The sequence below is a fragment of the Amedibacillus sp. YH-ame6 genome, from assembly GCF_053848845.1.
Genome location: NZ_JBSPEZ010000022.1, coordinates 22,319 through 46,531, shown reverse-complemented (window position 1 = coordinate 46,531; position 24,213 = coordinate 22,319). Strand labels below are relative to the sequence as shown.

Below are 24,213 nucleotides of genomic sequence, written 5' to 3'. Positions count from 1 at the left end.
AAATGGGCTATAAAAAAAACTCCAAATCTTGCTTGTTCAGCTGAATTGAAGTTTTTGTAAGAATAAATTCCACGTACTAATTCTTCTATACTTATTGTGGAATTTACATTTTCACTTTACCTTAAATTGCTATTTTTCCCATTTGCTATTCTAACTTCTTATTTTTTATTCTTTACCCTACAAAAAAAAGATAGATTTGCTCTATCCTTCTAATAAAAGTCCTCACTTTATTTACTAGGTGTACTACGATTCAACACATCTTGCATTTCCTTTTGTAGTTTTGAAATTAATCCTTCTGCTTTTAAAGGTTTGTATTCCTCAAATGGAATAGGACGAAGAATATGAATATGGAATGTTCCTTTATGCTTTGCGATATCTATATATTGATAAGAATTCTCTAATACAACTGGTACAATATATGCTTTGGACATAAATGCAGGTTGTAAACTTCCCGCTTGCATCTCGTGCATTTGATTACCTTTTGATCTTGTACCTTCTGGATAGATAAGCAAATCTTTATGATCCTTTAATCTACGGGATGCTTCTCTTAGCATATGAATACCACTAGAGCGATCATTACGATCAAAAAAGAGTACATCTAATGTCTTTGACCAACTTCCAACAAAGGGAGTTTTTTCATTCTCTACTTTAGAAATAAAGGTGAAGGGACGTTTAATTGCACACATTTGAATCAACATATCAAATTCACTCTGGTGATTTCCCACAAAAAGAATAGGGCCTTCACTTGGAAGTTCTTCCTCTTGATGAATTTGAACTTGTATTTTAAAGGCATCCATCAAACGTTTTGCCCAACGTGCTAGATATGCATAACGCTCATCCATTGGCTTCTTTCGTATCAGAACAGAACCAATCCAAGCACCTGGAACAATCCAAATTAGTTTTAAACATCGTAACAAATACATTTTATCTACTCCTTTGATATCGCTACTGCATATGCGATTGCGTACTCATGTTCATGAGCAATGCTTATGGAAACATCACAGTTTGTAAAGGTACAAACAGGTGCTCCATCTTCATCACATAGGATTTCAATATCTGAAATCACACAGGGATATTCTTTATGAATCGCTTTGTAAATCGCTTCTTTCGCAGCGAAACGCCCCGCTAACCATTCCGCGCGTCTACTTCCTTTATAGTGTTGAAAAAGTGCAAGTTCATTACTTGTTAATATGTGCAAGAACCCTTCTTTTTCCATTGCCTTCGCAATTCGTTTGATTTCTACAATATCGCACCCAATTCCAATCATCATATGGCATTCTCCCTAATATATATGTGAAAGACTTACCTCTTCGCTCTTCAACACTTTGGTTGTTTCCTGATTGGTAAGTACCAAGTATCCTTCTTCACTAATATCTTCTACGTACCATAATACATCATTTAGTAGTATTTTTCTACCCTGTAAATAGTTCGCTTTGCGATATATTGTTAGTATATTTTTAGTTGATAAGGCAGATAATCTTTCATATTGAAAAAGGATTTCATTTAAAAGGATATCCTTATCTAAATTGAGATACGTCGCTTTTTCTTGTAGTTGCAGTGGAATTGGACTTAAGTTAACTCCTATACCGATGACTTCTCCTGCAAGTTCATTTCCAAGGAATACATTTTCAATTAGAATACCACAAACCTTTTTTTCATCCACAAGGATATCGTTAGGCCATTTGATAGATGCGTGAATTTGAAATTGTTTCAATGCCTCAATAAGTGCACATGGCGCGATGAGTGAATGACTCGCCGCGCTATGTGATACCATCGTAAATGTTAAATCTTTTCCACTTTCCCAAATGCGATCAAAGCGACCTCTTCCCTTTGTTTGCTGGTTGCATAAAATCACATCTTTATCCTGTAGAGTATGCATGTTTGCTTTTGCATAATCATTGGTTGATGGCAAAGTAGAAAACTTAAGGATATGGAACTTATGCTTCATCGATAGCAAACATCAATTCCGCTTGTACTGCAATTTCACCTTCCACGCTTGCGACTGCCTTTACAAAGGCAATTCCCATACGCTCATTGGTGATTTCACATTCCATACGCAATACATCTCCAGGAATCACTTGACGTTTAAAACGTGCTTTATTGATACCTGCAAATAATCCAATCTTTCCTTTGTTTTCCTCTTTCGATAACAACATAACCGCAACGGTTTGTGCCATTGCCTCTAACATCAATACCCCTGGCATAATATGTTTTTCAGGAAAATGTCCTAAAAATTGCATTTCATTTGCACTGATGCATTTTGTCCCAACCACTACATTACCTTCAATGGATTCAATACGATCCACCAATAGGAAAGGATAACGGTGTGGAATGATTTTTTGAATATCGTTACTATTGTATATCATAGTTTAATCCTCCCATTTCTTGATAATGATGGACGCATTATGACCGCCAAATCCAAGAGAGTTTGACATTGCTGTTTTGATATCTTTTGAGATACCTTTATTTACAACAAGGTTTAAATCACATGCTTCATCCGCAACTTCATAATGAATAGAAGCTGGTACATAACCATTCTTTACAGATAGCGTCGAAATGATAGCTTCAAGTGCACCACTTGCCCCTAGTAAATGTCCACTCATGGATTTTGTTGAAGAAATATATGGTTTCATTGCATCTTCACCAAAGGCTACTTTTACCGCAAGGGTTTCACTTGCATCATTTAATGGAGTACTTGTTCCATGAGCATTGATATAATCAATATCAGATGTTGTAAGACCCGCATCAAAGATTGCTTCTTTCATTGCACGCGCTGCACTACTTCCATCCGCTAATGGCGCAGTGATATGATTCGCATCACAAGTGGAACCATAACCAACAACTTCACCATAGATATGTGCTTTACGAGCTAAGGCATGTTCCAGTTCCTCTAACATAAGGATACCAGCACCTTCTCCCATTACAAATCCTGAACGATTTGCATCAAATGGAATGGATGCACGATTTGGATTTTCTCCTTCATGAAGTGCACGCATAGAGGCAAATCCAGCAATTGCTACAGGCGTAATTGCTGCTTCACTTCCACCTGCCGCAATGATATCTTCATATCCATCACGAATTCTATGGAAAGCTTCTCCAATTGCATTTGTCGCAGCCGCACAAGCCGTTACAACACTAGAAACATTTCCATGTGCTTCACAATCAATGGCTACACTTCCTGGTGCCAAATTGATCAACGCCATCGGTATAAAGAATGGAGATACACGACTTGCTCCACGTTCATTTAACGTTGTACTAGCACCTTCAATTGTAGAGATACCACCAATACCAGAACCAATGATAATACCAAAACGATTGTGATCAAAATTAGCATCCACTAATCCACTATCTTCATAAGCTTGTTTTCCCGCAATACGCGCAAATTGCGTAAAACGATCATTAAATTTTAAATCACGTTTTGTAAAGTATTGTTCCATATCTAAATCTTTCACTTCACCTGCAAGTTTTGCACGGAAGTCTGTCGTATCAAAATGCGTAATAGGTCCAATTCCACAACTATTGTTTTGTAGACTTGTCCATACTTCTTCAACATTGTTTCCAATTGGGGAAACAACACCCATACCAGTAATAACGACTCTTCTTTTCATCCTACATCACCATCCCGCCATCAACGGCTATTGTTTGTCCTGTGATGTATTTTGCATCATCACTGCACAAGAACTTCACTACATTTGCTACATCTTCTACTGTTCCAAAAGCATTCATTGGAATGGTACTCTTTGCTGCAGCCTGCACTTCTTCACTTAATTTGTCTGTCATAGCCGTCTGAATAAATCCAGGTGCTACGGCATTTACATTAATACCGCGAGGAGCCAACTCTTTCGCAACTGATTTTGTCATCGCAATAACGCCACCTTTACTTGCTGCATAGTTTACTTGCCCCATGTTGCCACATAACCCAACAACACTTGCCATATTCACAATTTTTCCACTACGTTGTTTCATCATGATACGAGCTACATGACGAATACAATTATACGTACCTTTTAGGTTGATACGGATAACATCATCAAATTCTTCTTCACTCATACGTAATAATAAATTATCTTTGGTAATACCTGCATTGTTTACGACAACATCAATGCTACCATATTCTTTTTGGATTTCTTCCATCATTGTTTTCACTTCATCACTGTTGGATACATCACACTTTATCATCTTGTGATTTCCTTCAGGATCCAGTTTTGAAAGAACTTCCTTTGCGCCAGCTTCACTGCTTGCGTAATTGATCACGACATTATATTCTTTTGATAAGACAATGGCGATTGCTTCTCCGATTCCTCGGCTAGCTCCACTGATAAATGCTGTTTTACGTTCCATTTGTTCTATCCTTTCAGTGCATCCACACATTCGTTTAAACTTGCGATATCTTCTACGTGCAAGATTTTGACATCTACACCCTTTGCACATTTCTTTACAAATCCACTTACGGCTTTTCCTGGTCCTACTTCGATAAAGGTATCTACCCCATCTGCTAACATATTCATAATTGTATCTTCCAACATAACGGAATTACAAATTTGTTTTGCTAATACATCCATCAATGGTCCATTTTCTACTTTTCCAGAGATATTATTGTATACAGGAATGCTTGCTTTTTTTAATTCATATTTTGATAAAACATCATGAAGTTGTTTTCCTGCTTCGTTCAACAAGGAACAATGGAAGGCTCCAGAAACTTGTAAAGGAATCACACGTCTTGCGCCTAATTCTTCACACTTTTTACCACATGCTTCAACGGCGGCTTTTTCTCCTGTAATAACGATTTGTCCAGGACAGTTATAGTTGGCAATCTCACAAATACCGATTTCTTTTACAGAAGCACATGCTTGAAGGATGGAATCTTTATTCAACATAAGAACAGCACTCATTGCACTTGTCCCAGCTGGCAAAGCATTGGCCATCAATTTTCCACGTTCCCTTAAGATTTGTGCACCCTCTTCAATTGAGAATACGCCTCCATAACTTAGAGCTCCATATTCACCAAGACTTAATCCTGCCGCAACATCTGCTTCAATGCCTTGTTCTTTCAACACTTGTGCAGCTGCCATACTTACCGCAAAGATACATGCTTGGGTATATTGTGTATCGTTTAAAACATCACCTTCACCTTCAAAACAAAGGTTTTTCAAATCAAAATCTACGTTTATGCTATCGAACACTGCTTTTGCTGATGCATAATTTTCATATAATTCTTTTCCCATACCTGGGTATTGTGCACCCTGTCCAGAGAATAAAAATGCTGTTTTCATATACTTCCTCCTACTTCGTCAATTCTTCAATTAAATCATGAACACTCATCATACGATCAATACGATATGCATTGCTACCTGCAAAGACAAGCCCATTCTCCACATCCCCTTGTACGGAATGAATCAATGCTTCACTAATACAATATGGTGTGGTCGATGGAACACATGGTTTCATACATAAAATACAATGAGAGGAAGGAATACGAGCAACTTCACTCTTCTTCATGAAATCCGTTAATATAGCACGTCCTGGAAGTCCTGCTGGACTTTTTACCAGTTGAATATCTTCTTTCTTTGCTTGAATAATCTTTTGTTTAAATGCTTCATCTGCATCACATTCATAGGTTGCGATAAAACGTGTAGCCATTTGTACACCCGCAGCTCCTAATGCCTGATAATGTTCGATGTCTTCTTTGGTATAAATACCCCCAGCTACAAACACAGGAATATCTTTCCCATAGGATTCACTATATGGCTTCACTTCCTCAAGCACTTCAGGAAGAATTTCATCTAATGTTTGACAATTCCCATTGAATAAATCCTCTTTTTTAAATCCTAAATGCCCCCCCGCTTCACTGCCTTCAATGACAATGAAATCAGGACAACGATGATAATGACGATCCCAACTCTTTAAAATTAAACGAGCTGCTCTTGCACTTGATATAATTGGCGCAAGTAATACCTTCTCACTACCTTCGATAGAAGGTAAATCCATAGGCATTCCTGCTCCTGAAATAATCGCATCTGCGCCACCTTCAATAGAAGCTTTTACATATGCTTCATAATGGTGAGAGGCAACCATAACATTTACGCCACAAAGACCAGACCCATTAGATAGTTCTCTTGCTTTGCGAATTTCTTCTTTTATTGCTGCACAGTTTGCACTGGCACTATCTTCCCAAAAATCATCACGACGATAGCCTGGATGAGCCGCAGATATGACTCCCATGGCACCCTCTTTCATAACCGCACCTGCAAGACCTGATAGAGATACACCAACTCCCATACCACCTTGTATAATTGGTTTCTCTAATATTTTCGTTCCTAGTGAAATCTTAGTTCTCATATACAAGTTCCTTGATTTTATTTTGTAGAGAAACGATTTCTTCTTGAGATTCTTTGATTAAATTATCTAAAATATCTTGCATCGGACGAACTTCTCTACACATACCAGCTACTTGACCAATCATAACAGAACCGTTTTTCATATCGCCGTCAAAAACTGCACGACGAAGTCCACCAAGTGTTAATTTTTCCATCTCATCACGTGGTGCATTTTCTTGTTCTAGTTTTAAGTATTGGATAGACATTTGATTTTTTAGAATACGTACAGGAGCACCAGCACTTCTTCCAGTTACTACACTATCCATATCTTTTGCCTTAATAACAGCATTCTTATAGTTTTCATGAATTGGACATTCTGTTGATACTAATAAACATGTCCCTACTTGTACACCAATTGCACCTAAGCTTAATGCCGCATTTAATTGCGCACCACTTGCGATACCACCAGCAGCGATTACAGGAATGTTAACAGCCTCAATAACTTGAGGAACTAGAGACATTGTGGTAGTTTCCCCAACGTGTCCACCAGATTCTCCACCTTCCGCAATGATTCCATCAACTCCAGCACGTTCTAAACGACGAGCCAAAGCAACACTAGCAACCACTGGGAATACTTTACATCCACTTTCCTTTAATGCAGGAATGTAAGGTCCAGGATTACCTGCACCTGTCGTTACTACTGCAACTTTTTCATCAACGATGACCTTCATGATTTCTTCCGTATGTGGATTCATCATCATAACATTTACTCCAAAAGGTTTCTCTGTCAAAGTCTTGCAAAGACGGATGGCATCTCTTGTTTGATGTTCATCCATTGCACCAGTCGCAATAATTCCAAGACCACCACAATTTGATACACATGCTGCAAATTCAGGCGTAGCGATATTTGCCATCGCTCCCTGGAATATTGGATATTTAATTCCTAAAATTTCATTGATTAACATAATTTACGTCTCCTTATAGTTCTATATAGGCTCCAGCCCAAGTAAATCCTGCACCAAAACCACTTAGAACGATTTTCATTCCTTCTTTAAGCACTCCTTTTTCACTCATTTCACCAAGTGCTAAAGGAATACTAGCGGCGGATGTATTTCCATATTCATTGATATTGATGTATACCTTTTCCATATCAATGTCCATTCGTTTACATACATTGGTAATAATTCTTTTATTTGCTTGATGTGGTACTACCCAATCGATATCGGCCATAGTAACACCAGCTTGTTGCATCACATCTTCCATACTTTCTTGCATCGCCTTAACCGCAAAGCGGAAGGTTGCATTTCCTTCCATGTGTACATAAGAAGGATCATATGGTTGTTCACTAAATAATGGTCTAGGTAACGGTGCACTGCTATGAATAACACCTTCCTTATCTCCCATACTGCTCGCAAAGTGTAGCATACGACAATCCGTATTTTCTTCACGTAATACTGCAGCTCCTGCACCATCCGCAAAGATGATACAAGTTCCACGATCATTCCAATTTAATTGCTTACTAATGACTTCAGCCCCAAGAATTAATGCACACTTAGACTGCCCTGTGGCAATCAAAGAATGACCTACTTCTAAGGCATAAAGAAATCCAGAACAAGCCGCATTGATATCAAATGCCATCACACGTTGCTCATTCATCCCTAGCTTTTCTTGAATTAGACAAGCTGCACTAGGCGTTGTATAGTCTGGAGTAAAAGTTGCACAAATAATTAGATCCACTTCGCTACGATCAACACCTGAATTTTCCAAAGCCATGATTGCTGCACGAGTACCTAAATCACTTGTATTTTCTTCTTCCGACACATAACGAGAACAAATTCCCGTTCTACTTTCAATCCATTCATGATTGGTATCCACGTAGGTAGATAGTTCATCATTGGTTACTTTACGATTTGCTTTCGCATAACCAAACCCTTTTATTTTACAAGATTTCATAAGATGTCCCCATCTTTCTGAATTTCTCATATCGTTCACTTAATAAGGTTTTATCTTTTTTCTTATTTAAATCTTGTAACGTTGTCCATAACAATTCATCCATCTGTTCAATGACATATTCTAAACAAACATGTGCACCTCCAACAGGCTCATGTATGATTTCATCGATAATTCCTTTACGTTTTAAATCTGCTGCAGTAAGTTCCATAACTGCCGCAGCTTCAGCTGCACGACTTCCATCTTTCCATAAGATACTCGCAAAGCCTTCTGGAGATAAAATAGAATACACAGCATTTTCTAACATAAAGATTTTATCCGCAACAGAGAATGCAAGAGCACCTCCAGATCCTCCCTCACTCAACACAACTGCTATCACAGGTGTTTTTAGGTTGGAGAACACTTCAAGACATTGGGCAATTGCTTCTGCCTGCCCACGCTCTTCTGCACCTTTTCCAGGATATGCCCCAGAAGTATCTACCAATGTAATGATAGGACGATGAAAACGTTCTGCTTCTTTTGCTAAACGAAGTGCTTTTCGATACCCTTCTGGATTCAACATCCCGAAGTTACGTTTCATATTCTCTTCTAACGTTTTCCCTTTACTTTGAGCAAGTACCGTTACTCCAATTCCATGAAAACTAGCCAGTCCACCTTGACATGCTCCATCATCACCAAATGCACGGTCTCCATGCAATTCAATAAAATCTGGAAATAACGCTTCTATATAATCACTTGCTTTAGGACGTTTTGGATGACGAGCCAAATACACAATATCCCAAGCATCTAAATTTTCATATGCTTCTTTTTTTATTTCTTCTATTTGTTTCACGATTGCTTCTTTTTGATACACATCTTCATCACTAAGTTGTGTTAGGGCATGTTCAAGTTCTACAATACGTGCTTCTTTTTCTTTTAAACTCATGATGCCCTCCTTTCGTGGAAGGTAATCAATTTGCATAAGGTTTCCTTAGAATCCTTACGTTCCACTATCTTATCGATAAAGCCTTTTTCTAACATAAACTCTGCGGTTTGAAAATTATCAGGTAGTTTTTCATTTACCGTAGATTCAATTACACGTTTTCCCGCAAACCCAACTAAACATTGAGGCTCTGCTAAAATCAAATCACCTAACATCGCAAAACTTGCGGAAACTCCACCCGTTGTTGGATGTGTTAAATAGGATATATAAAGAAGTCCTTCTTCTTTATGCTTCGCAAGTGCTGCACTGGTCTTTGCCATTTGTACAAGAGATAAAATCCCCTCCTGCATACGTGCACCACCACTGGTTGTAAAGATAATCAAAGGCAATCTTTTCTTTGTCGCATATTCAATACAACGCGTAATCTTTTCTCCTACAATTTGTCCCATACTTCCCATAAAGAAGTTAGAATCCATAATCGCAAGTGCTACTTTTTTACCACCAATTTTACCTGTACCACATACAACTGCATCATATAATCCAGTACTTTTTTGTAATTTATCTAATTTTTCTTCATATCCTGGAAAATTAGATTCTTCTTTTAAAACCATACGTTTATCCAATTCTACAAACGTATTCACATCAATAATTTGACGAATTCTTTCATGTGCCGTTATTTTCATATGAAATCCACAATTTGGACATACATATAAATCATGCATCAAATCTTCAAATAAGACACTTTCTTTACACCCAGGGCAACTATGAAAAATGTTCTCAGGTGTTTCAATAGGAGCCTTAAATTCAATGACTCTACGTTTCTTAAAAAGATCAAGACGACTCTTTCTGTTATTAAATAATTGTTCCATCCTCTTTCAGCTCCTTTATAAAGGTTTCCATAAATCCAGTGTCGTATTTGCCACTGACAAATGTTGGATGATGGAGTAATAAATATTGGAATTCGATATTTGTTTCAACGCCTTCAATTAATAATTCTTCTAATGCAACACGCATACGCTTGATACATTCCAAACGTGTATCTGCATACGTGATTACTTTCGCAATCATAGAATCGTAATATGGAGGAATCTTATAGCCATTATATACAGCACTTTCAATACGCACTCTTCTTCCACCTGGGAAATTGATAAATTTCACTTCTCCAGGACTAGGTGCAAAATTCAATTTGATATTTTCTGCATTGATACGACACTCAATCGCATGTCCACGACTCATAATATCTTCTTGTGTAAAAGACAGTTTTGATCCTTGTGCCACAAGGATTTGTTGTTTGATTAAATCAATTCCTGTAATTTCTTCTGATATGGTATGTTCTACCTGAATACGGGTATTCATTTCCATAAAATAATATTGACCACGAGCATCTAATAAAAACTCAATGGTACCTACACTATCATAACCAACACTCTTACAAGCTTTGACAGCATCCGATAACAATTGTTGTCGAATTTCATCTTGTAAAATATGACATGGTGCTTCTTCTAATAATTTTTGATTTCTACGTTGACAAGAACAATCACGTTCAAATAAATGAAGTACATTTCCATGCTTATCTGCCAACAATTGTACTTCCACATGCTTTGGTTCAATAATAAACTTTTCCATATATACTGCATCATCACCAAAATTCGCTTTTGCTTCCGCTTTTGCACTTTGGTATGCATTCTCTAACTCTTCAATAGCGTCTACTCTACGCATACCGCGTCCACCGCCACCGTTGCTAGCTTTAATCAGTACAGGGAACCCAATAGACTCCGCCATGTTCTTCGCTTCTTCAACGCTTTGTAAGATGTCTTTAGAACCAGGAATAACAGGAACCTTAGCTTCCATCATTTTCTGACGAGCATTGTTCTTATCTCCCATTTGATCAATTACATCTGGATTAGGTCCAACAAAAATAAGCCCGCATTGCATTACAAGACGAGCAAACTTCGCGTTCTCACTCAAAAATCCAAATCCTGGATGAATCGCATCACAACCAGTCATACAAGCCGCACTTAAAATATTCTTCATATTTAAATAAGAATCATTTGATTTAGGTCCACCAATACAAACTGCATAATCTGCAAGTTGAACATGTAAGCTTTCATGATCTGCGGTAGAATAAACAGCAACCGTTTCAATTCCCATCTCTTTACATGTACGAATGATACGTACAGCGATTTCCCCACGGTTGGCAATCAATAATCGCTTAATCATGTGCCTCACCAATACGGATTAAATCCTGATCAAATTCTACCATCGCATCGTTTGTTACTAAGATTTCTTGAATGATTCCATCCATTGGAGAATGAATTTCATTCATAACTTTCATAGCTTCAATAATACAAAGTGTATCTCCTTTTTTTACGTGTTGTCCAATTTCAATATAAGGAGCAGACCCTTGTGCACGTGAATTGTAGAACGTTCCTACGATTGGAGCTTTCACCCAATACCCACTCATCTCTTCTTTCACAGGCGCACTTTCCACTGGAGTTTGTGCAACACTAGGCATTGGTTGTGGTGCAGGAATCATATATTCCTGTACTGGAGCATTCCCAACTGCCTTTTCCATTTTTATTTTCATATCATCAATTTCAAGTTCCATTTTCGCAAGTTTGCTATCTTCAAAAACTTTGATGATGTCTTTTATATTTTCAGTATTCATGTTTGTTCCTCCCAAGGATTTTAAAAAAGCCAAGATGTCTTGGCCCTTATGAAGCTTACGCTTTGCTTTCTAATAATGTAACGATATCAGCAACTGTAACTAGTTTTGCTAATTCTTCGTCTTCAATGCGGACATCGAATTCTGTTTCCAGTTCTAATGATAATTCTACAGCCGCTAAGGAATCAATTCCTAAATCATCTTTCAGGTTTGCTTCCATTGTAATCATATCTCCATCGACGTTAATTGCTTCAACTAATACTTCTTTTACTTTTTCAAACATAATGTTCCTCCTGTTATCTTCCATAACAATACAAGCTTATCATTACTAGTAAACAATGTCAAGTATTTTAGTATTCAAAACTAGATGTGGTTTTTTAGTACTCTAACTTGATTTATTTTAAGTACTTCATTTTAAGCCAAGAATCTCAATACTTTGAAATTCAAACGGTATTATAGTACGAACATTTGCAAATGTAAATAGTTTGATGTTCAAATTTATATTTTCACACATTTTCACATATTCTTTTATAGTTTGAACTTCAAATCTTTTTATTGACAGATATGCATACAGCGTTTATGATACTTAGCGTATAACGAAAAGAGGTATTCAAAATGAAAACAAAAGAATTAACTTTATGTGCATTTTTTACCATATTATTTGTAATTTCATCTAAAGTTGTGATCCCGGTAGGTTTGATTCCATTAACCTTACAAACATGTTCTCTTATTCTAGCTGGTGTATTGCTAAGTCCTAAACATATTATTATTTCTTATGGTTTATTCCTAACTATGGGATTATTAGGCTTACCTGTATTTGCTTCTGGTGGTGGTATTTCTTATGTATTACAGCCATCTTTTGGATTTTTATTATCCTTCCCAGTTGCTGCTTGTGCAATATCTATATTACGTACTCGTTTTCACATCCAAAGCTTTTATCAATTATTACCAGTTTGCCTATTTGGTATTTTAATTGTTTATTTCATTGGTTGTGCATACATGTACGGAATTTTAAACTTCTATATGGGAGTTGAAAAAGACATCATTGGAATTATTTCCATTGGCGCAGCTCCATTTGTAATTAGTGATTCTATCAGTACTGCTCTTGGATGTATATGTGGATTAAGATTAGCACAAATTCCAGTTGTAGAACGCATGTTACATTCTGCATAAACTATACTATAAATGATATTGTGTTTTAGATAAGTACATATTATAATGTATTTGCTAAATCACAAGACTGTCTATGGACAGGAAAGGGAATGAGGTCCGACTCATTCCCTTTTTGTTTTAGAGGTGCTAAATCACGAAGAGTTTTGTGCCTATGTAGGTTTTCTTAAAGCGATTGTCCCCTACTTACGATTTCACTGTAAGAAAGGTATGACAACCAGCAATATAAGATACAAATACATAATTCTGGCATATTCCCTCTCCTTGTCTAGTACGTTTCCTCTGTGCATAAACACACCTCCGATATGTATATACGAGTACGTATCTAGAATTCCTAAATTATTTTTTTATTTTACATTTTCACACATGATTTATTTCTCTTCTGTTCTCCTTCATTTTCCTATATAATTAAGAAAGAACTTGCCATAATAAGAAAGTAAGGATGTGTCTTATGGAAAAAATTATTGTTGTATTTGCCGATTATGAAATTAAGGAAGAAGAAACAAATGAATTTTTGGAACTCGTAGCAGCTTGTGATATGGAAGTTGATGCGACTTTTACACAGCTTTTAAAACAGATTCATTTAAGAACTTTAATAGGAAAAGGAAAATGTGAAGAAATACTTGAATATTTACAAGAACATGAAATTAACATTGTACTTTTCCATAGAAACTTAAGCCCGATGCAAATACGAAATTTAGAAGAATATTGGAATGTAACCGTTATGGATCGTAGTGACTTGATTCTAGAAATATTTTCTAGACGTGCAATGTCTCCAACTGCTCGATTACAAATTGAAAGTGCACAATTAAAAAAGCAACTGCCTAGGTTAGTTGGAGCAAATACTCAACTTGGTAGACAAAGTGCAAGTGGTAAAAACAAAGGTGCTGGAGAAAAACAATTAGAACTTGATCGAAGAAGAATCAAATCACGTATAGCACAAACTACACGTGATTTAAAAGAGTTGAAAGCACAACGAGGGACACAACGTAAAGCACGGCAGAAGTCTCAACTTCCTTTGGTTTCCCTTGTTGGTTATACAAACGCTGGGAAATCGACAATTATGAATGCCTTGCTTTCTTATACGAGTCAAGATGATGAAAAAAAAGTATTAGAAAAAGATATGCTGTTTGCAACTTTAGATACTTCCATTCGTAGAATTGACCTTCCTCATGGGCGTTCCTTTTTAATAAGTGATACGGTAGGATTCGTTCGTGATTTACCACATGAACTTATTGAAGCCTTCCATTCTACATTAGAAGAGGTTACCTTTGCGGATTTACTTTTACAGATTGTTGATGTTTCAAGTGAGGATGTGACAAAGCAAATGGAAGTTACCAAAGCTACACTTGAGCGCATCCATGCTAGTAGCATAGAAATGATTACGGTATACAATCAATGCGATAAAGTAGATATTGCGTACCCATATGCAGATGAACACTCACTTCACATCAGTGCGAAAGATGATAAAAGCATTGAAGTACTAATAGACACTATCTGCCATCATATCTTCCCTCAAACAACAAAAGTCTCCTTATGTATCCCTTACGAAAAAAGTGCTATGTATTCTCACCTACAAGAAAATGCATATATTATAAATAGAGAGGATCAAGAAGATGGCATGCATATTGAAGTGGAACTTGATGAAACCCTTCTTAAAACATATGAAAATTATGTCTTTCATCCAAATGAAAGAGAGTCCTAAATTCGACTCTCTTTTTTCTTATATCTAATGTAGAATGCTTCCTAATTTAATAATCGATTATAATTTTCTCTTAATATCTTTTGGTTTTAATCCATTTGATCGTATTTGTTTTTTCCAGTTATAATGCGCTGCCACCTTGTAAAGGAACTTTGGGAAATTAGGTTCCACATATTGATCTATTACAGATTGTTTTTCACATATGTGTTTCGTTAGTTCTTGCATCGCTTTTCCTAAGTTTTTTTCTGGTCCATGTCCTAGTGGTGCGAAACGAACCATTTCGCCCCCTCCAACACCAATCGCATATCCTTTTTGAAACCCACATGTTTTACACCAGTTCCATACCATAGAGATTGCCACATGATTTTGTTTAGCTTCATAAAATCCATTGTTCACAATCGCATATACTTTTAGTTTTGTATTGTGTATCCCTGTACTTTTTATAACATCCAACAGATCGATGAGGGATGCTGGCATAGAATCCACATAGAGTGGGAAAGCAAGCACAAGGACATCGAGCTCTTTTAAACAATCACACAGTGAAGGTAAGGTTGCTTTTGTAAATATGGTAGCGTCTTGATGTTGAAGAGATTTAGAGAGTTCTTCTAATAGGTAATAAGATGTACTATTCTTACCACGAGGACTTCCATTCAATAATGCAATTCTCATAAAAGCACCTCGTATACATCATTTACATCGTTATAAAAATGAACATGATGCTCTCTGGTATTTAAATTTAATGCATTCGCATCCACTAACTGTTTCGCAACTTCTTTTTCATCCTGTTCACACGGTCCATAAAAATACACATGCATAGCAAATTGTTTATCATAGCGCATTTGATGATGTGTTTCTTTATGGAATGTTCGAAAGTATGGCAATAAATAACCGATAGAACGATCAAGTACTGCTTTTATGTTTCTGGAATATCCGCCATACGTAATTGGTGAAATAATGATGAGCTTATCAATGGTGGATAATTCTTTCGTAAAGTCGTTACAACGATCCTTAATACAACAGCTTCCTGGAGTTTTTATCCAACAAGAAAAGCATCCAACACAATCCTTGACCGTTGGCAGTGCATGAAATAGTAAACTTTCTTGTTTCATCATTGGAAAGACATCCTCTCCAATATCATATAATATCATTTGTTTCATGTAATGAGTTCCTCTCGTCGTGACTACCTTTTTGTTTTGTCACTTTGTTCTTCATGAATATACATCCATTCTTGTACTTGTTTTATCGCTTTTTTTCGATCTTTATATATAAGAGGAGCCATGGACTCACTATATATACGAGTCCCCCCTTCTAAGGCTTCTAATAATATATTGCACAATTGTGGTTTATAGCGTGCTATATGAACCGCATGTTGTATGCACGTTCTTGATGTAATAGCTTTTTCATCTTCCATGTGCGTAATATAGGCATCGACATATCGATCTACATAATTCTTTGTATCCCACTTTGCATGGAGGGCTAGTAATATAATCCCTCTTGTTCGAACATAAGAGTTTTCATGTTCCATCATTTCATAGAAGGTTTCCATATAAGCATACGCAAGATTGGATTGTTCCACTACCTGTAATAATCGTTTCAAAGATGCATATGCACTGTTTGCGTCTTTATTGTATAAATTTGCAATATCCTTTTCGATAGAATCCATATCTCATCACTCCTATCTTATGTATTCATATGCTAGATATGAAGAGTTCTTCTTATATTAGTTCTTAGAGAATAGACTTGCGATGATAATTGGTGATATCACTTCCAAGTCTTTCAAACAATTCTTTTACTGTGATTTCTTTATTTTTAACTGCAGTGATTTCTTCGTTTGTTACACCGATGAATTGTATGAAGTCAACACGACCAAAAGGTGTATCGATACCTTCTACCTCTTGATCAGGCACACTTATAAAGCCAGTGATATTGGATTTCATCTCACTATCAATGCCCTGTGTTTGCCCTGTATACAGATATTCATAAGGTTGAAATAGTTCCCCGTTTTGAAAAGTAACTCTCGCAATGGATTGTAAAATACCACAAATACAACGAATTTCTCCTTCTTCATCGCTATACGTATCTTTCTTTAACTTGAATGTAAATTCCATACCATATCCACTATATTCTAAGTTCTCACTCTCTTTTTCATAAAGTTCGCTTAACCCAAACGTAACGAAGTGCCAATACTCTTTTGATTCATAAATACTAATACCATCTAATGGATCTTTTCCACCCAAACGCCATTTGATTAAAGTAGCATAATGCTTGGGATTTATTTGTTCTGGATATGTTTTAAGGAATGCTTTCTCGATAGCGTCCCAACCGACATGTAATTCCTCTTTTTGTTCTTCTACAGCTTCACTTTGTTTCTTTTTTAATTTATCAAATACTCCCATATAGGTTTCCTTTCTTTATCGTAACGATTGATAAACGCTTGATAATTCATCTATTAAATCAGATGGTAAAATACTATTTCCATCTTCCCGTTTCAACAATTCATCTGCACATTTTGCATGTACATATACGCCACAGGCACAAGCAGGAAGTGCTTGTTTCGATTGGGCAAAAAGACCCGCAATGATGCCACATAAGACATCTCCACTTCCACCTTTTGCCAAACTATGATTTCCTGCCGTATTTACATAAAGTTCTTTTCCATCACTGATATAGGTGTATTGATCCTTTAATGCTACTACCGCATGGTATTCATTGGCAAATTGTTTCACAATGGTGAATGGATCTTTTACAATATCTTGTACGACCAAATTTGTTAAATAGCTCATCTCTTTGGGATGTGGCGTTAAGATCGTTGGTGCACTTCTTTGTTTGAGTAAATCTAAATGTTTTGCACATTCATAGATAGCATCTCCATCTATTACACATGGTAGTTCTTGTTGTAGAACATAGGAAACTAAGGATTCTACATTCTTTCCTCTTCCCATACCATTTCCTATCACAATCATATCATAATCCTGTATACATTCTTTTAATCTATCAATGGCATTAGGCGCAAAGAATCCATCGTTGGATGGTACAGATACAAGCATACATTCTTCTATCTTCTGTGATAAAACTGAAACGATAACATCTGGAAGGAATAATGTCAACATTCCAACGCCACTTCGTAACATACTTTTTGCACACAAAGTCAATGCTCCATGCATGGAAACACTTCCTCCAATTAACAATACTTTTCCATAACTACCTTTATGAGAATGAGCTTTACGTATTGGTAACATCTCTTTTGCTAGGCTATCCTCCAAGATGGAATAGGTTGTGATTTTTTGTAAAGCTTGTGAAGGTATCCCAATCGATTTAATATACATAGTACCACAATGTTGAGAACCAGGATAAATAAATTGACCAAGTGTTGCGCATGCAAAGGTAATGGTTGTGGTTGCTTTTATTGCACACCCCATCACTTCTCCTGTATCTGAATGAATACCGCTTGGAATATCTACTGATAACACAGCAACTCCACTTTCTGTAATTGCTTGTATCATCGTGGCATCCTTACCTTGGATTGGACGCGAAAGACCCGTCCCATATAAGGCATCTACAATCAAATCTTGACGAGCTAGTAAAGAACATAGGTGCTCTATTTCCATTTCTTTTTCTATCGTATTTCCTATTTTTCTCCAACGTTGGGCATACACCATTGCGTCTTGTGACAAGGATGTTTCTTCTACATTGCATAACACACGTACATGAGCATAGCCATCTTCTTGTAATATGCTTGCCAAAGCAAATCCATCTCCTCCGTTATTGCCAGGTCCACATACAATACAAATACAATCTTCCTTATGATAGTTTTCATCAATATATGTTTTTAAAGTACATGCTGCTTGTTTCATCAATTGTAAAGACGGAATATGATAGTCTGAAATAGCAATTTGATCTAATGCACGCATATCCTTCGTAGACACAATAAACATACTCATTCCTCATTTCTATATTCTTATTATAATACGCTTTTCATGATTTTGAAAAAGAAGTTTTTTCATCGTAATTTATTTGCTTGTGAAATATTTAACATTTTCTTTTCTTCAACTTGTCAAGGCAGTACAGTTGCGTTATAATAAGATAGCTAAAAGCATTCCTTATGGGAGGTTATTATGAAAAAAACAATTGTATTGGGAGTCAGTGGTGGAATCGCCGCTTTCAAAGCTGCACAGTTGACCAGTGATTTAATCAAAAAGGGGTATGATGTTGAAGTCATAATGACGCAAAATGCAACTGAGTTCATTTCCCCATTAACATTTGAATCTCTTACCAAACATAATGTTATGGTTTCTACCTTTGAAAAGGTAGCAGATCGTAGCGTAAAACATATATCCATTGCACAACGTGCAGATCTCTTTGTCATTGTACCAGCGAGTGCGAATGTCATTGCGAAAGTTGTTCATGGAATAGCGGATGATATGTTAACAACAACTTTTCTAGCTGCTTCTTGTAAGAAAATGATTTGTCCTGCAATGAATACCAATATGTATGAAAATCCGGTTACGCAAAGTAATCTAGCAGCCTGCTTATCTTTAGGATATGAGTTAATCGAACCTGCTACTGGTTTGTTAGCGTGTGGAGATGTTGGCAAAGGAAAACTAGCGGATCTTGAAACCATTATGGAACATATTGAACATGCCTTAGATACAAGTGATATTTTACAAGGAAAACGTGTTCTAGTAACTGCCGGTCCTACACAAGAAGCATTGGATCCTGTGCGTTTTATTTCCAATCATTCCTCTGGAAAGATGGGGTATGAAATTGCGCGTGCCGCAAGAAATATGGGAGCGGAAGTAACGCTTATTTCTGGACCTTGTAATTTACAACCTCCCCTTGATATCAATGTAATACATATTAAAAGTGCGATGGATATGATGGAAGCCGTACAAGATTTATATGCAACTCAAGACTTTATCATCAAAGCTGCAGCGGTTGGTGATTATCGTGCCCAAAGCATCGCAGATAATAAAATAAAAAAACAAGGTGACACCTTAAACATCGAATTTATAAAAAATCCTGATATCCTTGCCTACCTTGGAGAACATAAAAAAAATCATCAACTGTTATGTGGGTTTGCGATGGAAACACAAGATTTATTACAAAACGCCAAAGCAAAATTAGAAAAGAAACATTGCGATATGATCATTGCGAACAATCTATTAGTAGAAGGAGCTGGTTTCCAGCATGATACCAATGTAGTGACGATGATTGAAAAAGAAAAACATACAGACTTTACACGTATGAGTAAATATGACATTGGAGTAGCTATATTGCACCGTCTGTTAGAAATTCACAATGAGAAAGAAGGAAAAGGTTCATGCTAGTTGTTATCGATATAGGAAATACAAATATAACGGTTGGTATTTATAAAGAAGATCGTTTGATAGGAAACTATCGTTTGACTACAAAATTGAAGAGAACAAGTGATGAATATGGATTTATGATCATGAACTTCTTATCTGCTTCAAAAGTAGAAATAAAAGATATTCAAGATGTCATTATTAGTAGTGTTGTCCCTATGATCATGCACTCTTTTATCAATAGTATTCGTAAATATATGAACAAAGAACCAATCATTGTAGGACCTGGTATCAAAACTGGTATTTCTGTAAATGCAGAAAATCCAAAAGCAGTAGGATCTGATCGAATCGTAGATGCTGCTGGTGCTTATCATGAATATGGTGGTCCTTGTCTTGTTGTAGATTTTGGAACAGCAACTACCTATGACTACGTAGATGAACGTGGAAACTTTGAATTTGGTGTCATTACGTTAGGACTAGAAACAAGTGCGCAAGCCATGTGGACACAAGCCGCAAAACTTCCTGAAATTGAAATCAAGAAACCAAAATCCATTTTGAATAAAACAACAACTACAAGTATGCAAGCTGGACTTATCTATGGTTATATTGGACAAAGTGAATACATCATTAAGAAATTCAAAGAGGCTATTGGAAGTAATATGAAAGTTATTGCGACTGGAGGTCTTGGAAAGATTATTTATAAGAACACGGATGAAATTGATGTATATGATCGTGATTTGACATTTAAAGGATTAAAATGTATTTATGAGAAGTATACTGCAGATAAAGTAAATCGTAAGTAATAAAGGCATGAACACTCATGTCTTTTTCTTCATGCTTTGATGCTCAAAGCTATAAAAATATTGTGAAATTTGTTATAATCTATAATATAGATAAAGAAAGGGGCTGGGAATATGCGAAAAATTTGGAAAGAATTGATTAGTATTTTATGTTTCATTAGTATTTATGGGATTTTGATATATGAACACGAAAAACACATGGGGAATGTTGTCGTGAAAGAAATTCCATATGTATTAATACTTTTATTCTCTGTTGTGGTTATTTTATGGAGTATTGATAAAATGAAGGTGTACCAACAGAAATCTAGATTGAATCGAAAAATGCAAGATTTATGTGATCAATATGATTTTGAATACGATGAAAATGAACATACGTTAAGGAACTGTGAAAGTTTATTGGATCAATTCAATCAACAACTAAAACAAGATGAATTAAATTTGGATACCTTTGAATATCGTTATCGAAAAATTGCGGATATTACTGGATTGATTATCTTTGAGTATAACTTTGTTAATGATACGATTTGTGATTCATTGAATTGGCATGCAGTTGGGAATGCTCACCAATTTGTAGAAGAATCAATTCAACATGAAATTGTACATCCTGAGGATGCAGAGCTCTTTCGCAACTACTTTACCAATCCACCTATTGTTGGTGCGATTAGTGAAATCCATATTCGCTTACGTACAAAGAATGATCCTACCTACTACATAACGGATATACGTGGAATTGTATTAGAAGGACTTAATGGAGAAGCAGAGAAGATTATAGGAAGTCGAATTCAAAGAGGAAAAGCATAAAAAAATACAGCTAAACTGTATTTTTTTATAACCTCTTTTCAAAGTTACCACTAATACTCATACCTTCATTAAAGATAATAAACGCATTAGGATCAATTGATAAGATAATTTTTTTCAATTGTGATACTTCATATTTATTGATAACAGTCATCAATACAAAGGTATCCGTTTTGGTATAGGCACCAGCGCCTTTCCAATAGGTAACCCCTCGTCTTGTCTCTTTCAAAATAGATTCTTGAACTTTATCATTCTTTGTAAAAATCATTGCGGTCATATTGATGTTTTGATAATGAATCTTATCTACCATCATATACATACATGCCGTATAAATAATGGAATATATAGCAGTGGATATAGTAAATAATAATGCACAACACACATAAATCAAAGCATTTACAACAATGGATAATTTTCCAACAGAGAAATTCGATTTCTTAGCGAAGTATACACCAAGGATATCCAATCCTCCTCCACTTCCCCCACTTCTAAGTGCCAACCCAATACCAAAACCACCAATCAATCCACCAATTAAACAAGCTGCTAGTACATCATCAATAATAGGTTTAGATGGAATCATCACGACAGTGAATGCAAGTGTTTGAGCAAGTACACATAATAACGTCTTTATAAAGAAACGTCTTGAGATACTACGATATGCCATAATAAAGAGCGGTACATTCATCGCAAAGTTAATAATACCCGCAATATCAAAACCACCAAAATCTAAATGTGCATATTGGGATAAAACAGAACGAATGATTTGCGCAATACCAATCACTCCTCCTGTATATAAATTAAGAGGTACAATAAATAGGTTTACACCAGCTGCAAATATAAATCCTCCAAAAATTACGTACGCATACTTTATATATTCTTTATTCTTTGTATTCATAAATATTCTCCCTGTATTAAACGCTAAAATTATAACATAAAAGTCGACCAGTGCAAGCACTCATCGACTTTCTTTTTATTTCCCTTGTTGGATACAATCCCCTTCAATATGTTTGATTCTACAAGTACTATCATAGCGTAAGGTTCCATTACAATAAATAGTATCTACAACACAGTGGCTACTCAAGACAATGTCTGTTGCGCTAATAGAATGGCATGTTAAATTTTGTGCAGTTAGCTTACTACATTCAATGTTGTTCGCACGATTCATTTTTTCAAACAACTTATTGTGTCCAAAATGAAAGAGGCCTCTAACTCCAATATACCCATAGTCTATTGTAATCTCGTCACCGAATAAATCATTGATACTTGCACATCCTTCAATGATTACTCGATCAGCATTCACTTCTCCACTATTTTTCAACATTCCTTCTACACGAATTTCATTCGCATAGATTTTACGATCTTCTGTTCTCAACATACCTTCGATGTTAAGTTGTTTTACGCGTATATCCCCTTTTACTTTGAACATACCTTCAATATTTAAAAGACCGCCCTTTAAATTTTGATCCGCATTACACGTACCTTCTATTTCCATAGTTTCAAATTCTACATTCCCTCTAATTTTCCCAACACCCTCTACTTTTATACGACCATAACTTCCTTCACTGATCGTCCCTAATCCCTCAATCTTTATATCCATTTGCTGTGTAGTCATACCATTTCACTCTCTTTCTAAATAATAAGCGTATTCCAATACATATACATCCGATTGCCACGAAAATCGGAAAACTCAATTTATAATCAATCCATCCATTCGCATTTGCTAAGAAGTAACATCCAAATAATAACATACCCATATTTGCGATATAGAATCCATAATCAATTATACCGATAATCGCAGGTATGATCAAAAACATAGTCCACCAACCTGGAAAGAAAATTGTAAACTCCCACCATTTCATTTGGTCTCCCAAATATCCAACACCGATTTCAATAAAGATCAAACCAATCAATATTTGTTTGGTGCGAAAACTTAAACGTCCTATCATTCTTTTATCCTCCTAAAATGTACTTTGATACTTTAGCTTGATAGCGCTACTGATATCTTGTAAACTTATTTCTTTCATTACTTGTATACGTTTATCCAAGAACTTTGTATTTTTATCTTGTACGAGTATCATATAGTAGTCTTCCTTCACTTTGATAAGCAATAAGGTATAATCAATACTGTTCAATCCTTGTAAATTCATTGTCATATACGTTATTAAATCTTTAATCGTTGTTTCATCCAATGTATATTCTTCCACACATTTGCTATAGGCAACCATTAAAATCACTTCACTATAACTAAATTCATCTTTTTGTAAACTATCCATAAATCCAGCGACAACTTGATCATCCAATTCTTTGATTTGTTCTAGTGCCTCTTCATCGAATGTTTCACTACTGTGTGTAGGATTTAACATCTTGGATAATTCGTCTAACGAGTATACATCTTTCAATTGTTGAATCATTTCAATTCTCTTTAAAATCTCTTCCCTAGGAAAATACGTTTCCTGTCCTGTGTAAGAAGAACGTTTTTCAAACCATTCCTCTGGAATCAAACCTTCGCGTTTCCAACGATATAGTTGTCCATAAGAGATTTTTGTTTCTTCCAATAAATCTTTCTTTGATATCTCCATAAGTCAC

Annotated in this window: 29 protein-coding genes; 5 read left to right on the top strand and 24 right to left on the bottom strand. The window is 35.9% G+C overall.

Going from position 1 to position 24,213, the window contains the following annotated elements:
* Window positions 1-227: 227 nt before the first annotated feature.
* Genes ACWG0P_RS12985 through ACWG0P_RS12915 form a run of 15 tightly spaced genes read right to left on the bottom strand, consistent with a single transcriptional unit; the run spans window position 228 to window position 12,137 of the window.
* On the bottom strand, window positions 228-923 hold the full coding sequence (locus ACWG0P_RS12985; RefSeq protein WP_455802079.1) for a lysophospholipid acyltransferase family protein: 696 nt from the start codon (window positions 921-923) through the stop codon (window positions 228-230).
* 5 nt (window positions 924-928) lie between these two features.
* Window positions 929-1,270, bottom strand: a complete 342-nt coding sequence (gene acpS, locus ACWG0P_RS12980) for a holo-ACP synthase (protein WP_455792871.1) — start codon at window positions 1,268-1,270, stop codon at window positions 929-931.
* 12 nt (window positions 1,271-1,282) lie between these two features.
* On the bottom strand, window positions 1,283-1,948 hold the full coding sequence (locus ACWG0P_RS12975; RefSeq protein WP_455802078.1) for a biotin--[acetyl-CoA-carboxylase] ligase: 666 nt from the start codon (window positions 1,946-1,948) through the stop codon (window positions 1,283-1,285).
* Window positions 1,938-2,366, bottom strand: a complete 429-nt coding sequence (gene fabZ / locus ACWG0P_RS12970; RefSeq protein ID WP_455802077.1) for a 3-hydroxyacyl-ACP dehydratase FabZ — start codon at window positions 2,364-2,366, stop codon at window positions 1,938-1,940. Before fabZ ends, ACWG0P_RS12975 begins: the two co-directional genes overlap by 11 nt.
* A 3-nt stretch (window positions 2,367-2,369) precedes the next feature.
* Entirely contained in the window at window positions 2,370-3,608 is a 1,239-nt protein-coding gene (gene fabF / locus ACWG0P_RS12965; protein WP_455802076.1) for a beta-ketoacyl-ACP synthase II, read from the bottom strand.
* Between the two features lies 1 nt (window position 3,609).
* A complete protein-coding gene (fabG, locus tag ACWG0P_RS12960; RefSeq protein ID WP_455792878.1) occupies window positions 3,610-4,341 on the bottom strand; it encodes a 3-oxoacyl-[acyl-carrier-protein] reductase in 732 nt (243 codons plus the stop codon).
* A 5-nt stretch (window positions 4,342-4,346) separates the two neighbouring features.
* Window positions 4,347-5,273: an ACP S-malonyltransferase gene (gene fabD, locus ACWG0P_RS12955; protein WP_455802075.1), complete on the bottom strand. Its 927-nt coding sequence runs from the start codon at window positions 5,271-5,273 to the stop codon at window positions 4,347-4,349.
* A gap of 10 nt (window positions 5,274-5,283) precedes the next feature.
* Window positions 5,284-6,339, bottom strand: a complete 1,056-nt coding sequence (locus tag ACWG0P_RS12950) for an NAD(P)H-dependent flavin oxidoreductase (protein WP_455802074.1) — start codon at window positions 6,337-6,339, stop codon at window positions 5,284-5,286.
* The gene (locus tag ACWG0P_RS12945) at window positions 6,329-7,282 is read right to left on the bottom strand and encodes a DUF561 domain-containing protein (RefSeq protein WP_455802073.1); all 954 of its coding nucleotides are present in this window, start codon (window positions 7,280-7,282) and stop codon (window positions 6,329-6,331) included. Before ACWG0P_RS12945 ends, ACWG0P_RS12950 begins: the two co-directional genes overlap by 11 nt.
* A 13-nt stretch (window positions 7,283-7,295) precedes the next feature.
* Window positions 7,296-8,300, bottom strand: a complete 1,005-nt coding sequence (locus ACWG0P_RS12940) for a beta-ketoacyl-ACP synthase III (protein ID WP_455802072.1) — start codon at window positions 8,298-8,300, stop codon at window positions 7,296-7,298.
* A complete protein-coding gene (locus tag ACWG0P_RS12935) occupies window positions 8,257-9,192 on the bottom strand; it encodes an acetyl-CoA carboxylase carboxyltransferase subunit alpha (protein WP_455802071.1) in 936 nt (311 codons plus the stop codon). Before ACWG0P_RS12935 ends, ACWG0P_RS12940 begins: the two co-directional genes overlap by 44 nt.
* On the bottom strand, window positions 9,189-10,058 hold the full coding sequence (gene accD, locus ACWG0P_RS12930) for an acetyl-CoA carboxylase, carboxyltransferase subunit beta (RefSeq protein WP_455792887.1): 870 nt from the start codon (window positions 10,056-10,058) through the stop codon (window positions 9,189-9,191). The genes ACWG0P_RS12935 and accD overlap by 4 nt, the downstream gene beginning before the upstream one ends.
* Window positions 10,042-11,409, bottom strand: coding sequence for an acetyl-CoA carboxylase biotin carboxylase subunit (gene accC / locus ACWG0P_RS12925; protein ID WP_455802070.1), 1,368 nt, complete (start codon window positions 11,407-11,409; stop codon window positions 10,042-10,044). Before accC ends, accD begins: the two co-directional genes overlap by 17 nt.
* Window positions 11,402-11,857, bottom strand: coding sequence for an acetyl-CoA carboxylase biotin carboxyl carrier protein (gene accB, locus ACWG0P_RS12920; RefSeq protein WP_455802069.1), 456 nt, complete (start codon window positions 11,855-11,857; stop codon window positions 11,402-11,404). Before accB ends, accC begins: the two co-directional genes overlap by 8 nt.
* A 55-nt stretch (window positions 11,858-11,912) precedes the next feature.
* Entirely contained in the window at window positions 11,913-12,137 is a 225-nt protein-coding gene (locus ACWG0P_RS12915; protein ID WP_455802068.1) for an acyl carrier protein, read from the bottom strand.
* Window positions 12,138-12,469: 332 nt separating this feature from the next.
* Between ACWG0P_RS12915 and ACWG0P_RS12910 the strand changes: the two genes are divergently transcribed.
* Entirely contained in the window at window positions 12,470-13,027 is a 558-nt protein-coding gene (locus ACWG0P_RS12910) for a biotin transporter BioY (RefSeq protein ID WP_455802067.1), read from the top strand.
* A gap of 448 nt (window positions 13,028-13,475) precedes the next feature.
* A complete protein-coding gene (gene hflX / locus ACWG0P_RS12905) occupies window positions 13,476-14,729 on the top strand; it encodes a GTPase HflX (RefSeq protein ID WP_455802066.1) in 1,254 nt (417 codons plus the stop codon).
* A gap of 57 nt (window positions 14,730-14,786) precedes the next feature.
* On the opposite strand, the gene ACWG0P_RS12900 is transcribed toward hflX, so the two are convergent.
* From ACWG0P_RS12900 to ACWG0P_RS12880, 5 genes are all read right to left on the bottom strand, one after another.
* The gene (locus ACWG0P_RS12900) at window positions 14,787-15,395 is read right to left on the bottom strand and encodes a hypothetical protein (protein ID WP_455802065.1); all 609 of its coding nucleotides are present in this window, start codon (window positions 15,393-15,395) and stop codon (window positions 14,787-14,789) included.
* Window positions 15,392-15,883, bottom strand: coding sequence for a hypothetical protein (locus ACWG0P_RS12895; protein ID WP_455802064.1), 492 nt, complete (start codon window positions 15,881-15,883; stop codon window positions 15,392-15,394). The genes ACWG0P_RS12900 and ACWG0P_RS12895 overlap by 4 nt, the downstream gene beginning before the upstream one ends.
* Window positions 15,884-15,906: 23 nt before the next feature.
* The gene (locus ACWG0P_RS12890; RefSeq protein ID WP_455802063.1) at window positions 15,907-16,389 is read right to left on the bottom strand and encodes a hypothetical protein; all 483 of its coding nucleotides are present in this window, start codon (window positions 16,387-16,389) and stop codon (window positions 15,907-15,909) included.
* Window positions 16,390-16,453: 64 nt separating this feature from the next.
* Window positions 16,454-17,122: a suppressor of fused domain protein gene (locus ACWG0P_RS12885; RefSeq protein WP_455802062.1), complete on the bottom strand. Its 669-nt coding sequence runs from the start codon at window positions 17,120-17,122 to the stop codon at window positions 16,454-16,456.
* 15 nt (window positions 17,123-17,137) lie between these two features.
* Entirely contained in the window at window positions 17,138-18,661 is a 1,524-nt protein-coding gene (locus ACWG0P_RS12880; protein WP_455802061.1) for an NAD(P)H-hydrate dehydratase, read from the bottom strand.
* 180 nt (window positions 18,662-18,841) lie between these two features.
* On the opposite strand from ACWG0P_RS12880, the gene coaBC reads away from it, so the two are divergent.
* The 3 genes from coaBC (at window position 18,842) to ACWG0P_RS12865 (ending at window position 21,630) form a co-directional block, all read left to right on the top strand.
* Window positions 18,842-20,053: a bifunctional phosphopantothenoylcysteine decarboxylase/phosphopantothenate--cysteine ligase CoaBC gene (gene coaBC, locus ACWG0P_RS12875; protein WP_455802060.1), complete on the top strand. Its 1,212-nt coding sequence runs from the start codon at window positions 18,842-18,844 to the stop codon at window positions 20,051-20,053.
* The gene (locus ACWG0P_RS12870; protein WP_455790246.1) at window positions 20,047-20,832 is read left to right on the top strand and encodes a type III pantothenate kinase; all 786 of its coding nucleotides are present in this window, start codon (window positions 20,047-20,049) and stop codon (window positions 20,830-20,832) included. The genes coaBC and ACWG0P_RS12870 overlap by 7 nt, the downstream gene beginning before the upstream one ends.
* 111 nt (window positions 20,833-20,943) lie before the next feature.
* Window positions 20,944-21,630: a hypothetical protein gene (locus ACWG0P_RS12865; protein ID WP_455802059.1), complete on the top strand. Its 687-nt coding sequence runs from the start codon at window positions 20,944-20,946 to the stop codon at window positions 21,628-21,630.
* 25 nt (window positions 21,631-21,655) lie between these two features.
* On the opposite strand, the gene ACWG0P_RS12860 is transcribed toward ACWG0P_RS12865, so the two are convergent.
* From ACWG0P_RS12860 to ACWG0P_RS12845, 4 genes are all read right to left on the bottom strand, one after another.
* Window positions 21,656-22,522 carry a YitT family protein gene (locus ACWG0P_RS12860; protein ID WP_455802058.1) on the bottom strand — a complete coding sequence of 289 codons (867 nt, stop codon included), beginning with the start codon at window positions 22,520-22,522 and terminating at the stop codon, window positions 21,656-21,658.
* A 75-nt stretch (window positions 22,523-22,597) separates the two neighbouring features.
* Window positions 22,598-23,224, bottom strand: coding sequence for a polymer-forming cytoskeletal protein (locus ACWG0P_RS12855; protein WP_455802057.1), 627 nt, complete (start codon window positions 23,222-23,224; stop codon window positions 22,598-22,600).
* Window positions 23,208-23,573, bottom strand: a complete 366-nt coding sequence (locus ACWG0P_RS12850; protein WP_455802056.1) for a LiaF transmembrane domain-containing protein — start codon at window positions 23,571-23,573, stop codon at window positions 23,208-23,210. Before ACWG0P_RS12850 ends, ACWG0P_RS12855 begins: the two co-directional genes overlap by 17 nt.
* 12 nt (window positions 23,574-23,585) lie before the next feature.
* Window positions 23,586-24,206 carry a DUF4004 family protein gene (locus ACWG0P_RS12845; protein WP_455802055.1) on the bottom strand — a complete coding sequence of 207 codons (621 nt, stop codon included), beginning with the start codon at window positions 24,204-24,206 and terminating at the stop codon, window positions 23,586-23,588.
* Window positions 24,207-24,213 lie beyond the last annotated feature (7 nt).